At 58.6% G+C, this 13,557-nt stretch carries 11 protein-coding genes; 4 read left to right on the plus strand and 7 right to left on the minus strand.

From position 1 onward, the window contains the following. Positions 1–855 precede the first annotated feature (855 nt). From CVS30_RS18340 to CVS30_RS15955, 6 genes are all read right to left on the minus strand, one after another. The gene (locus tag CVS30_RS18340; protein WP_245934645.1) at positions 856–1,524 is read right to left on the minus strand and encodes a hypothetical protein; all 669 of its coding nucleotides are present in this window, start codon (positions 1,522–1,524) and stop codon (positions 856–858) included. A gap of 161 nt (positions 1,525–1,685) precedes the next feature. Next, positions 1,686–2,525 (minus strand): helix-turn-helix domain-containing protein, encoded by an 840-nt coding sequence (locus tag CVS30_RS15935; protein WP_181419827.1) that lies wholly within the window; start codon positions 2,523–2,525, stop codon positions 1,686–1,688. 256 nt (positions 2,526–2,781) lie between these two features. Continuing rightward, the gene (gene sufU / locus CVS30_RS15940) at positions 2,782–3,243 is read right to left on the minus strand and encodes a Fe-S cluster assembly sulfur transfer protein SufU (protein ID WP_110486549.1); all 462 of its coding nucleotides are present in this window, start codon (positions 3,241–3,243) and stop codon (positions 2,782–2,784) included. After that, entirely contained in the window at positions 3,240–4,565 is a 1,326-nt protein-coding gene (locus tag CVS30_RS15945; protein ID WP_110486588.1) for a SufS family cysteine desulfurase, read from the minus strand. Before CVS30_RS15945 ends, sufU begins: the two co-directional genes overlap by 4 nt. 123 nt (positions 4,566–4,688) lie before the next feature. Further along, entirely contained in the window at positions 4,689–6,050 is a 1,362-nt protein-coding gene (locus CVS30_RS15950) for a glycerophosphodiester phosphodiesterase (RefSeq protein WP_181419828.1), read from the minus strand. 100 nt (positions 6,051–6,150) lie between these two features. Next, positions 6,151–7,746: a sugar transferase gene (locus CVS30_RS15955; protein WP_110486551.1), complete on the minus strand. Its 1,596-nt coding sequence runs from the start codon at positions 7,744–7,746 to the stop codon at positions 6,151–6,153. A 493-nt stretch (positions 7,747–8,239) separates the two neighbouring features. On the opposite strand from CVS30_RS15955, the gene gmd reads away from it, so the two are divergent. From gmd to CVS30_RS15970, 3 genes are all read left to right on the plus strand, one after another. Further along, complete coding sequence (gmd, locus tag CVS30_RS15960; RefSeq protein ID WP_110486552.1) at positions 8,240–9,292, plus strand: GDP-mannose 4,6-dehydratase; 1,053 nt, start codon at positions 8,240–8,242, stop codon at positions 9,290–9,292. Next, a complete protein-coding gene (locus CVS30_RS15965; RefSeq protein WP_110486553.1) occupies positions 9,289–10,251 on the plus strand; it encodes a GDP-L-fucose synthase family protein in 963 nt (320 codons plus the stop codon). Before gmd ends, CVS30_RS15965 begins: the two co-directional genes overlap by 4 nt. A 147-nt stretch (positions 10,252–10,398) precedes the next feature. Continuing rightward, complete coding sequence (locus CVS30_RS15970) at positions 10,399–11,949, plus strand: glycoside hydrolase family 16 protein (RefSeq protein ID WP_110486554.1); 1,551 nt, start codon at positions 10,399–10,401, stop codon at positions 11,947–11,949. A gap of 44 nt (positions 11,950–11,993) precedes the next feature. On the opposite strand, the gene CVS30_RS15975 is transcribed toward CVS30_RS15970, so the two are convergent. Next, positions 11,994–12,437, minus strand: a complete 444-nt coding sequence (locus CVS30_RS15975) for an FAD synthase family protein (protein ID WP_110486555.1) — start codon at positions 12,435–12,437, stop codon at positions 11,994–11,996. 309 nt (positions 12,438–12,746) lie between these two features. On the opposite strand from CVS30_RS15975, the gene CVS30_RS15980 reads away from it, so the two are divergent. Beyond that, positions 12,747–13,547 (plus strand): hypothetical protein, encoded by an 801-nt coding sequence (locus CVS30_RS15980; protein ID WP_146233422.1) that lies wholly within the window; start codon positions 12,747–12,749, stop codon positions 13,545–13,547. Positions 13,548–13,557: the final 10 nt, after the last annotated feature.

Below are 13,557 nucleotides of genomic sequence, written 5' to 3' on the forward strand. Positions count from 1 at the left end.
ACCTACACCGAACCAAGCTCCCCGCCCCGGACTTCACACCCGGCAGCGCTGACTACACTCTGGATTCGGAAGAGCCCGTTTACCCTGAGACCCCGAACTTCGAGTTCTTCTCTATAGACCAGACCCCGGCGACCAGAGCGTAATAGAACCGCTAATCAGATGTCGAGCCAGCGAGCTCTTCCATTAGGTCGCCGCTATTGGTGTACACCCATTACAAGTAATGGAGCATCAAGGAAGGGACCATTGCTGAGGAATCTCTACTGCGGAATCGACTGGGCGGAAGGACATCACGACATCGCCCTCGTCGACGCTGAAGGAAAACTACTGGCCTCCCGCCGAGTTGGCGATGACCTGGCAGGGTAGAACAAGCTCTGCCCTACACCGATCGAGCACGGCCACCCGGGCCAGAAGCCTGTACCTATCGCGATCGAAACGCCCCGCGGGCTCTTTGTTTCGTCCCCGCGGGACCGCGGCTTCCCGGTCTATGCCATCAACCCGCTGTCGGCCGCCCGCTGTCGGCGGCCCGCCACCGGGACCGCCATTCCGACTCTCGGAAGAAATCAGACGCCCAAGATACCACCGTGTTGGCCAATATCTTGTGCACAGTCAGTCACGCGCACCGCCGCATGGCTGAGGATTCCGAGCATTGTCAGGGCCATCTCGGTCTTGGCAAGAGGGCAACAAGACGCCGTCGAGAAAAGGCAAATACATGATTATTGGACTCGTCGTGTAATGGTGGAGTGGGTGCATCATGAGGACCAAAATAGTTTGGGCGCCACAGCAAGGTGTGGCGCCCAAACTAATTGATCTATCTATCTCTATCCGGATGGGATAGTTCCATAGTTTGCATGAAGATTAGAGAACTCCAGCTCCGACTGGAACGGAAATAGAAGTGCTTGCGGTGCGAGTAGTTCCATCGCTGAAAGTTACTGTAAGGGTTACAGGGAAGCTAGCGAGAGCCTGAATCGTGACCAAATCGCTGCTGCCAGCCAATGCGAATTCTACTGGTACAACAAGCTGTCCATTGGAATCAACCGTAACGTTCTGCACGGAGGTGTAAGTAGTCAGCGGGAACCCGTATTCAACACCACCGATACCAAAAACGACAGGAGTTTTCTGGTATTCGATAGCACGGGTCGATGAAGGAGTTGCCACGCCGCCATAAGAGTAAACGCCGAATCCGCGGGCGCGTCCCAATGAAATATTAATACCTGAGGGACGGCCAACCTGAATTGTCACCGTAGCCGGGCCGCTAATTGCACCAGGACCATTGGTGATGGTGAATGCGGTCGGAACAGTCGGCAGTACCTGAGCTGTAACCACAGTTGCACTGTCCAGAACACGCAAGTTAGCCAATGATGAGCTACTAGCAGTCCACAGAACATCGGCGGTGGCAATGGATGCGCTTGCGGCCGGAGCGGCGATGGCGGCTGCAATAACGGGCACGGACCAAGCTGCACCCTTGACTACCGCACGGCGGTTGCGCGGCTTGTTTGCAAAGTTCTGCTGTTCGAGTTCAGACACGAACTCCCCCTAAAAATAGAATATGTTGTGACCACCCCCAATTGGATGACCCATATTGATTCAACCGTGCAGCGAGTCACATCGCAGCTTAAATGTGCCAGCCTGTCGCTAAAAGTGATCATTGATGTCGCGGCGAGGTTTTTCGTGTTAAATGTTTCGTTTTACACGGCTGGATCCACAACGTCGCTTGGTGCGACATACCCTGACCTAATTTCGCGAGGCTTGCCTAATTGCGCCTCGTGGAGCGTCCGGCGCATCTGCACCAAGGAAGAGAAACCTGCATGTTCTGCAATCTTCTCTAAGGAGAGCACTTCCAACTTGGGGTCTTTCAGAAGTTTTACGGCTAGATCGATCCGGTGGTTGCGCATGACTTCCGCAATGGTGAGGTTATTCCGCTTAAACTCCCGCTGAAGCTGCCGCAAAGAGACGGAGAGCTCCTCGGCCAACCTAGCGGGCGTGAGGTCTCTGTCCCCTGCGGTGGCACCAATGTATGCCATCGCTTGATCGAAGGTACTCTTCCTGCCGGTACCTGTGACCTTGGCGCCCAGGTCTTCCAACATGATGCCACCAACCATCTCGTGCAACAGCTTCTCCATGAAGTAGCCTGCAACTGACGATATTGGGAGCTCATGCTCCAGTGCCTGCTTAACAAATCCCAATGCAGCAGGTGCCAATGAGGGTATTGAAGCCAAGGCATGCAGTGATGGGAACTCCTTAATGCCAAAGTCCCTCAATACCTGCACAGGAAGGGTTATGGCCGTGAACGTGGCCTCTTCAAGAACTTCCATCTGAAATTCCGTTGCACGGTTATACATCCACGATTGCCCAGGGTGGGCAGTCAAACCAGGTTCAGTCTCATCCTCCAGCAACCGCATGGTCCCTGTGAGAATAAAGACGAGAATCAGGCTGTCATTTCCGTCAGCCTGACTCACCACTTTGCTTATTCCCGGCGTCAATGAGAATTTGAAAACGGAAGTCTCACCGAAATCGATCCCGCGCACAGAGAAGGACTGTCCAGGCCCCAACTGCAAATTGACTCCGTATGGCGTCAGCCTAGGCAACCGCCCGGGACCCACGGCACCGGGCGCCAATGTCTCGCTGCATACGCTGAACCTTCGTGCGACCATAACCGTCCCCCAAGGATGACCTAAAGTGCAGGCCAAAAGGCCGCCTTCCCAGAATATCCCGGAATTGAAGGTCGGCTCGCTGCTATCTATATCCGTCCCATAACAAAACCGGTTGAATGATCGTGTCTCTCTAGCGAGTCTGGTTCAGCGCATCCTCTGCTGCGACCCAGGCCAGCATGGCGCACTTGACGCGTGCCGGGAACTTCGAAACACCTGAGAGAGCCGCAGCATCGCCCAAGATCTCCTCGTCAGCTTGAATCTTCCCGCGAGAACGCATGACCTCACGGAAGTTACTCATGAGCGCATCCACCTCGGCACGATTCAAGCCAACGACCATATCGCTGAGGATTGAGGCCGACGCCATGGAAATGGAGCACCCATCCCCCGCCCAATGAATACCAGAAACCTGATCTCCCTCGGTTTCAATCCGCAACGTGATCTCATCACCGCAGACGGGGTTGAGCTGATGACACTGCCCGACGTTCTCGGGAAGGTCGTTACCGGCGAGAAGGTCGTTGGGCAGGTCTCCGCCGCGGCGGGCCTTGGACTCCTCCAGAATAATTTGTTGGTAAAGCGAATCAAGTGAGCTCATGCTGGCGTTCCGTCCACGCCAAAGTAGCCGCGCACCTCAGCCACGGAGGCCAGGAACGCGTCAACATCAGCGGATGTGTTGTACAAATAAGTGCTTGCGCGGGTTGAAGAGTTAAGACCAAGGCGGCGGTGCAACGGCTGTGCACAGTGGTGACCCACGCGGACGGCGATGCCGGCAGCGTCAAGGTACTGTCCGACGTCGTGCGCGTGAACGCCAGCCACCTCGAAAGCGGCCAGACCGGCACGAGGAGCGCCCGAAGCCGGACCCAAAACGCGAATGCCCTCAATGGCTTCCAAACCACGTACCAGACGCTGTCCGAGGAACTCTTCCCACGCGTGGACGCGATCCATGCCGGTCTCGGTCAAGTAATTGGCAGCGGCAGCCAAAGCCACCGCCTGCGAGATCGGCTGCGTACCGGCCTCAAATCGCTGCGGCGCAGGCAGGTACTCGGCCTCTTCCATCGTGACCTTGGTGATCATGGAACCACCGGTGAGGAACGGCGGCATGGCATCGAGCAGTTCGGCGCGCCCATAGAGGCCACCAATACCTGTCGGGGCCAGCATCTTATGTCCAGAGAACACGGCAAAATCAACGTCGAGCGCCTTGACGTCTAGGGGAAGGTGAGGCGCGGACTGGCAGGCGTCCAAGACGACCAAGGCTCCCACTCCGTGGCCCATGGCGGTCAGCTCGGCAGCGGGGTTGATGACGCCGGTGACATTGCTGACGTGGGTGAAGGAGAGTACCTTGGTGTTTTCATTCAGCAAGGTGGCGGCGGCAGCCATGTCGAGGGTGCCGTCGTCGTGAATGGGAATGAAGCGAAGCGTGGCACCCGTGCGGCGGCACAGCTCCTGCCAAGGAATCAAATTGGCGTGATGCTCCATCTCGGTGACAAGCACCTCGTCTCCTGCCGTGAGGGCAAAGCGCTCGGCCGCCTCAGAAACCTTTCCGACGCTGGCGTTGCCGAAGGCGTAAGCAATGAGATTCAGGCCTGCCGTGGCGTTTTGAATCCATACGAGCTCGTTGCTCTGGGCGCCGATGAAAGCGGCCACGACTTCGCGGGCGTCTTCGAAGGCATCAGTGGCCTCGACGGCTAGCGTGTGGGCACCGCGATGCACGGCGGAATTACGCTGCTCGTAGTACTCCTGCTCGGCCTCCATGACACTGAGCGGATTTTGCGAGGTGGCTCCGGAGTCCAGGTAAACGAGTGGCCTACCATTGACTTCCGTTTCAAGGATGGGGAAGTCATTACGGATGCGCAAAACTTCGGCGTCACTCAAGGGAAGGTGGGTATTGTGCGTGGCGGATTCTGTCACCAATTGAATGCTCCTCGGCAATAGTGCAGCCAGCCGACAACCGACCAGCACTGACGCGCCGCTAATACGTCACGTCTATATCACTTAATTGTCGCACCGTTTGCTGACGAGGGCATCAAAGGTGGTGCTTACCTAAGCCGCTCCATCGACCTTGGCGACGGTAATTCCTCGGAACTGGACGGGTAAGGCTTCCGGGTAGCCCTTGTGCAGGCTGATGTACCCACCTCTGTCAGCGGCGTTTTTTATTTGCAGCATCCACTCGGGATTGCTGTCACGTACGATGCGAATTTCCTCCGGGTTCACGAAGATGGTGAGCGAAACCCATCCCTGCTCTTGTAAGTTCTCGGTCTGCATTGATCCAAGAAGAGTCCCTCCTTGCATTCCGGGACCACCGGAAAAGAGGCCAAGTTGCCCGTCTGGCTGCAGCGCAAGGTAATAGCCGGTGGCTGCCGCATCGCTCTGATCGGTGAGCTGGCCGAAGGCGATGGCCGCATATTGCTGTGGTTTGGGCAGCCATACTGGCCAGCGAAGGTCTACCGTAAGTGAGTAGTTCGTCTCGGCGATGGGACAAAGTGAGCCGAGCAGGTAACCGCTCGTTTCAGGGGTCTTGATCGTTACCGATCCAGCCGTGGCGTCGATGATCGGCTGAACACCCCACCCCTTCTCAAGATCGCTGGGAAGGTCGCCCGCGGCTCGCAAACCACTAGCAAAGGTGTCCGCGGAATGGAGCGCCTTGTCGCGGCAGACGTAGGGGATGTTGGAACACATCATTCCCCGCACGCCCAGCTCTGACAACCTGTCGCGTTGGCTTCGGGTGTGCACCTCCCACGCCATGACAGGTTTGCCGTATCCCACTAAGCGTCGAAAGAGGTCGTCGTCCGCGTCAACGGGTAGCCCGACGAGGTCCAGCGTCGGGACAATCGCTGCAAATTGGGCGGCCTGATCGGCGTCGAAGTATCCCCACACCTTGTAACCACGCGACTGGACCGTGGTCGTGTGCGCTCCCCGAAAGCTCTGCTTCCAAATGAAATGCTCCGTGGAATTCGGATATCCCTCCATCAGGTCCAGCAGAGCCTCGGTGTTTGTCCCCTGTTTATCCTCGATGAAAATCACCTGCGTACCAGCAAAGCGGTCCAACACATCCTTCAGATCCGGGATCGTCTGGGGCTTGGATGCCGGTCCGAGCCACAGCCTAGCATCGAGGGATAGGCCGGCGAGGTCCGCGTGCGTCAGTTGCGAAATCTTGCGAGGATCACCCGTCAGACGCTTGAGCGTACTGTCGTGATGGCATACGAGGACACCATCGCTCGTTGCGTGAACCGATACCTCCAGTGCTCCGACGCCGAGCCTCACGGACTCGGCATAGGATTCCATGCTGTGTTCGGTCCAATTGTCGCCAGAACCTCGATGAGCGACATAAAACGGCGTCCGAGATAGCAGTCCCTCAACCGTGGTGGTGGCCCCGGGCTGAAGAATGCCTTGGGGTTTCGCCACTGGCCCTACGCCTTGGCATGCCGCGAGCCCGACTCCCCCAACCAGTGCCGCGGCAGTAAAAAACAGCTGCCGTCGGCTCAGATCTGGGTTTCCCGACATCTCAATAGGCTCCCGTTGGCGCGACAACAACTTTTAGTGTTCGCCAGAGAATCATGATGTCACCGGTCAATGACCAGTTCTCTACGTAGTAGAGGTCCAATCGGACGGCCTCCTCCCAGGGGAGATCCGACCGGCCGCTGATCTGCCAGAGGCCGGTAATTCCGGGTTTTATCAGAAGTCTGCGCCGTGTGGGGCTTGCATAACCGGCCACTTCCTCCAGCAGCGGTGGCCGCGGCCCGACGAGGCTCATGTGGCCCATGAAAACATTCCAGAATTGGGGAAGCTCGTCTAGGGAGTGCTTGCGCATCCATCGACCGCACCGGGTGACGCGAGGATCATGAGCCATCTTGAAGAGCAGCCCGGAGCCTTCATTTTCTGCCAGTAAATCGATCTTGTGGGCCTCGGCGTCGACCACCATGGAACGAAACTTCACCATGTTGAAGGCTTGACCGTTCTTGCCGACTCGTCGTTGGAAGAATAGGGCCGGGCCAGCACTGTCGCGTTTGACGATCATGGCCAAGGCGGCGAGAACCGGGGACAAGATGAGGAGCGCAGCCGCCGACAAGATCACATCCATTCCACGCTTAATCATGTGACGCATTCCCGAGTAATGCGGCATCTCCACATACATGAGGGGCAGGCCCTCCACCGGCCGGAAGTGAACGCGGGGGCCGGCGATATTCGTCAGACTCGATGCAAGAACCAACTCGGTGTCCATATCCCCGAGTCTCCACCCCAACTCTTGAATGGCCGTGGCGCCACCGGGAAGTTCGCCGGCCACTACTACTGCCTCGGCCCCGCAGGCCTCCACAATCTGGTCAATGTCGGCGATTCCGTGAAGGACGGGCATGTGTTGCCATGGGGTGGCGCCGCGCATGTCCCGCGTCAGCGAGGTAAGGACGACACCACCAACGCGGTAACCCACACGAGAATTCCGCTCGAGTTGTTCAACCGCATACTTGGCTTCCTGGCTGCTGCCAACAACAACGACGGTCGATAGCATGCGACCGTTCTTGCGTTGGCGACTGAGCCAGCGACGCCATTGCCAACGTTCCAGCATCAGTAGCCCGAGGCCAAGAGGTACCGCGAGCGCGAAGAACCCCCGCGGCACGGCGATTCCCAGTGCCACCATAAGCATTGCCATGACACCAAAGGTTCGCAGGGTGGACTGGGCAACCCTGCGGTACTCTGCTACCCCCGAGCCGATCACCGAATGCCCTCGTGACTTGGCGTATTCCAGGTCGACGTTCCACAGCACAACACCGAGAAGGCAAATCCCGAGGTACCACGCTTCGGAGGTTTGCATGTGTCCAGGGGTCCAATCGGCGCCAATCCGGACTATGAAGGCCACAGCGAGGACGACCACCGACACGAGTGCGTCACTGAGCCGCAGTTTCAGGATGAAGCGCGCCCGCCAGGTACGATGGCCGGCTCGAGGCGATTGATGCGGCTGTGGACGATCGCGTGCACCGATCCGTGGTGCTGCCGCAATTGCCGATTCCATACCGACGGTGTGTGTCACGCTGTTGTAGATGACGGTTGTCGCGGCCTTGCGGTGCTTCCTATCCTGCCCGATGCCGGCTTGCTCCACGGTCATGGAGCACCCAAAGACATTGTTCCCAGACGAAGATAGGGAGCCGACGACGGCTGGGGGAAAGCCTTGGTCTCAGAAGGCTTATCCGCCGCCGGCTCCGATTTGGGAGGCCATGCGCTGAAGCATGGCCATGTGATGTGCGAGTCACGATGACGGGGATACGGTGCTGCCGCGACAACTGTGTATGTCTGAGGCATCGCCGCACCCTCTCCTGTCATGTGCCCGCCCTGCGTGTGATGTGAACTGATTCAAGTCAATTACCTGCCGGCCAGCCGTGCACGAGTGATTGTTACCCGTCATCTCTGCGCAGTCACGGCAGCTGGTCGGAGGATTTACTTGCCGGTGAGCGTGGCTACTCTCATTTGTATCGGTAGTTCCCGCGCCTTGCCCAGGACGCTGCCCGAATGGCGCGTTTTTCATTGATGTCGGCATGGGGCCTCCTTAGACTCGGAGCCACTGGGGAGGGCTTCTCCTCGCTAGGGAAAGGATAAGCGGCATGAGACCACGGGCATTTATCACCGGCATCACGGGTCAGGATGGATCGTACCTGGCCGAGCTCTTGTTATTGAAGGGCTACGAGGTGCATGGGCTCATTCGCAGGGCCTCCACATTCAACACCACCCGCATCGACCATCTCTACGTTGATCCGCACGAGGACGAGGTGAGGTTGTTCTTGCACTATGGCGACCTCAGTGATGGCGCCCGACTCGTGACGCTATTGAGTCAGATTCAACCCCATGAGGTCTACAACCTGGCCGCGCAGTCGCACGTCCGGGTGTCGTTCGACGAACCCATCCACACAGGCAATACCACCGGCATCGGCTCGGCCCGGTTACTCGAGGCCGTACGAACCATTGGACTGGGCACCCGCTTCTATCAGGCCTCGTCTTCCGAGATGTTCGGGGCCACTCCCCCACCTCAAAGCGAGTCCACACCGTTCTATCCGCGTTCCCCCTACGGCGCTGCCAAGGTCTACAGCTATTGGATGACCCGCAACTACCGCGAGGCCTATGGCATGTACGCGGTCAATGGCATCCTTTTCAACCATGAGTCACCCCGCCGCGGCGCCACTTTTGTCACAAGGAAAATCACCCGGGCCGTCGCCGCCATCAAGGCCGGGCGGCAGGACGAGTTGTACCTCGGCAATCTCGACGCCGTCCGCGACTGGGGATACGCCGCCGAGTATGCCGAAGGCATGTGGCGCATGCTCCAGGCAGACACGGCCGACGATTACGTCCTCGCCACCGGGCAGGCGTTCAGCGTCAGGGACTTCCTCAAATTTGCCTTCGAACATGTCGGCCTGGACTGGCGCAATCATGTCCACTTCGACGAACGCTATCTACGGCCCACCGAGGTCGACGCCTTGATCGGGGATGCCACGAAGGCCAAGGAGGTCCTGGATTGGTCTGCCTCCGTCACCTCTCCCGAGCTCGCGGCCATCATGGTCGACGCCGATATTGCAGCCCTCGCGAGCCCAGACGGAAAATGGGTAGACAAGGTCACCCTTGATACCTGGGCGCCGAGCCCCCAGTGGCAGATTAAGTCATGACAATCACTATGGACCCACAGGCCGTCTGCTATGTTGCCGGGCATCGCGGGCTGGTCGGATCTGCTCTGTGGCGCAACCTCAAAAACGCCGGATTCACATCTCTTATTGGTGAGTCGTCGGCCGACCTTGACCTGCGAAACCGGGACGAGGTCTTCACCTATATGAGCCATCACCGACCCAGGTACGTCATCCTCGCCGCCGCGAAGGTGGGTGGAATTCTGGCCAACAGCACCAGCCCGGTCGATTTCCTCAGCGACAACCTACGCATTCAACTCAACGTCATGGATGCCGCCGTGGCTCTCCGAGTAGAACGACTCCTCTTTCTAGGGTCGTCGTGCATCTATCCCAAGTTCGCACCCCAACCCATTCCCGAGTCGGCCCTCATGAGTGGATATTTGGAGCCAAGTAACGAGGCCTACGCTGTGGCAAAAATCGCCGGAATCACGGCCGTCAACGCGGCACGCAAGCAGTACGGCCTGCCATGGATTTCCGCCATGCCCACTAATCTCTACGGCACTGGCGACAACTTCACGCAAGGGAAGTCTCATGTACTTCCGGCCCTCATAAGTCGCTATCACGACGCCGTGTTCCAAGGCCTGGACGAGGTGGTCAATTGGGGCACGGGAACACCCCGGCGCGAATTCCTTCACGCCGACGATGCCGCCTCAGCATGCATCCATCTTCTGGAGCATTACGACGGTGAGTCACCCGTCAATATTGGTTCCGGTACGGACCTGAGCATCAAGGAACTGGCGGAATTAGTCGCTACCACGGTGGGCTACACAGGAACCACCAGCTGGGATGTTCAAAAACCGGATGGAACCCCTCAAAAACTATTAGATACATCACTTGTTACGTCGCTCGGCTGGAGACCACGCATCACTCTCGAGGACGGAATTGCCACGACTTATCAATGGTTTAGAGAGAATTTGGGGGCATTACGCACGCGCGCTTCATGACGGGAATTCGCCAGGCGGAACCGACACCGATTTGTTACCAAATGAATCGTTGGCCATACTGAAATTGGTCTCAGAGGGTAACAAAGGGCACAGCCCTATGCTCATTTCGCATTCGTGCGTCCTCCACCAAGAGAGTTCCCAAACTTCATGACAATCACGCCTACAGGCGCTCCTCAGTCGCGCTCCAAAAAGGGTCCCGCAAAAATCGCTGCCGGTGTAATAACCGCAGCCCTGCTCGCCGCATTGGTTCCGGTTATCACCGCCAATGCCGCCGAACCCAACTACGTTGCCTCATCTATTCTCCTCAATGACACGATGAGCCGCACCGTGAGCAATAGCTGGGGCAACGCCACAAGCGCCATCAACTATTCCGCTTCAAACTCTGCCCTTGGCGTCGCCAATGGCACGGCGAAAATCAGCCTGCCCACCCCGGGTAAGTCCATGACCACCGCCACGAGCGTCAAGGCAACAAACGCCGATGCCTCCTACGTGGTATCCGTTGACAAGCTGCCCACATCTGGCGCCGGACTGTCCACCTCGCTGCATCTGCGCCACAGCAGCACCGGCTTCTACCGCACGGTCCTGCACATCACCCCGCAGGGCACCACGACCCTGGAACTTTCACGGTCCAACGCGGGAAAGATCACCGTGCTGAAGAAGGTGACGCTTCCCCTCATCGTGAAGTCGGGCCAGAAGATCAATCTTGAACTGCAGGCGCTAGGCACCACCTCGGTACAGGTGCAGGCCAAGGCGTGGGCCGTCGGCACCACCACCCCTGCGAACTGGAGCGTCAGTGTCACGGATGCCACCACCTCCAAGATTTCCACGGCCGGAGCCGTTGCCGTGAGCGCCTACCTCACGGGTAGCAGCCAGGCGTCAACGCTGCGCTATGACGACATCAAGCTCGCCTCCATGGTTCAGGAGGCCGTCGCCCCCACTACTCCCCCGGTTTCCAGCGCGTACCGTCCGGGATGGGGCGAGCCTGTCTTCCAGGACGAGTTCACCTCCAATGTGAGCAAGTGGAACGTTCGCGATAACGATTCTCTTTCCTACGACAAGGCCCGTATCAAGGCAGCCAACGTCTCGGTCAGCGATGGCCTGCTCCACATCGTGAGCAAGCGTGAGACCGTGGACGGCCGTGACTTCACGAGCGGCTACCTCGACTCCATCGGAAAGTTCGAACAGCAGTATGGACGCTGGGAAGTCCGCGCCAAGATCCCCACGACTCCGGGTGATTCACGCGGCATCTGGCCCGCCTTCTGGCTCCGCAACGCCGGCGTCGGCGAAGTAGACATCATGGAAGCATGGGGTGATCCCTTCACGAACCCGACCATCGTGGGAACCTCGTCATTGACGGCTCACGAATCCACCAACGGCGGCGGCGCACGCAAGGGCTGGAACTGGGAAACCATGGCCGGCACCACGGTCAACTCCTCCGCCGCATTCCACACCTGGGCCATCGAATACACCCCTACCGAGCTCAAGGGTTACTTCGATAACAAGCTCGTCGTGACCGCCACCAAGGCTGAGTTCCCGTGGCTCTGGGGTCCCAATTTCCAGACGAAGTTCAACATGCGCCTGAACCTGCAGGTTGGTTCTCCCTACCACGGCTACCCCGTGGGTCCGGACTACGTGGACACCAAGTCCTACGCTGATTTCCAGATCGACTATGTACGCGCCTGGGCCTACAAGGGCTAATCAACAACACATCATAATTTTTTGAATAAGCGAGGGCGAGCCAGTCATTGGCTCGCCCTTAGCTGTTGGCCATTCATGATGGACAGGGCCAGTCGCAACTGGGTGCTGGAGGTGTGCGCCGTGTAGGGGAAGTACATGACTTCGACCCCCACCGCGGCAAAACGGGCCTCGAGTTCCCTGCCTTTGAGTGTTCCCCGCCAATCATCACCTTTGAAAAATATGTCGAATCGCAGCCGCTCCCACGTTGCGATCTTGTCCGGCAGAACTTCCGCCACCGCCTCGTCGACGAATTGAATGGACTGCACTATGGCCAGACGCTCCGTAAGGGGCACGACCGGCTCGTGCCCCTTGATGGAGGCGCAGAGCTCGTCCGACACTACGCCGGCGATGAGCCAATCGCATTGACTTCTGGCATGTTTGAGAATGTTCAGATGCCCAATGTGGAAGAGATCGTACACCCCGGCGGCATAGCCGATCCGCTGCACCATGACGGCGCCCCCTTAGAGATTGTTGTTTACCTCCACCAACGCTATTGATCGCATTCAAGCCGGTCACGGGTAGCAACGTCCCGTAGTACCTCGGTAATACTCGGGGACATCTCGACTGCTTACGTGCCGCGGGGTGGCGCTACTTACCACGGACTCATTCGGTACTGCACTTAGCCAAAAGCGGTGCCCGTTATGCCTTTTCACGCCATTTTTCCCTTGCTCCTCCACCATCACGCGCCTACCGTGTGAGCTATCTGCCGGACATCCAGCCGCCGGCACCTTATGGTTGCGAACTCGTAAGGAAGAACAGTGAGCAATGACAAGACTGTTCCAAGACCCCACAGGGGATCCATGCCGGCGCGACGCCGGGTGCTGTGGATGTTCGTTCTTGCCGTGGCGATCGTCGCCGCCGTGGCGTTCGCCTTGTCTCAAAACACCCCAGTGGTATTGAGCAATCCGGTGCCCGTAGAGACCGCCACCGCGCAAGGTACCGAAACCGCTCGGACAGCGATGTCCAGCGCGGTCACGGCACCTGTTCCAGCCGCAAGCAGTGCCTCGGCGATCCCAAAGGCACCGACTGCAACCACCGCACCATCCGCCGGCCGCACAGCCGAGCCGATCCCAGGATCGATTGTTCCGCCGGCGGCCATTGGCAACGAGAAAATAAGCGCCCTGGTGAAAACCGCCGTGGCGGGCTTCATCAACGAGGCGGGCCAAATCGCCACCGACTCGCCCGCCGCTCCGACCCCCGGTGTCCCGGCAAGCGCTCCAGCAGAGGTCGACTTTACGGCCGTGGCCGCAGGGGTGGCCCTGGGTGAGCTGGAGGCCCAACATCAAGAATTCGCCTCTAATGGTTGGCAGCAGTCGGGCACCGTGACGGTAGTCGGAACGCCCGCCGTGACGACACAAGGTCAGGGCGCAGATCAACGGATCACCGTGATGGTCTGCCTCGATTCCAGCGCAGTACAGCTCGTCGATAACACCGGCGCCACCGTTTTGAAGGCGGAGAAGGCCGGCACCCGTATGAACCTCAATAACTATGTGGTGCAGGAAGTCGACGGGAAGTGGTTGGTCATCGATCACTCATTCCCCGACGATCCGCACTGCTAGGAACTCCTCA

Source organism: Arthrobacter psychrolactophilus (genome assembly GCF_003219795.1).
GTDB classification, from domain to species: domain Bacteria; phylum Actinomycetota; class Actinomycetes; order Actinomycetales; family Micrococcaceae; genus Specibacter; species Specibacter psychrolactophilus.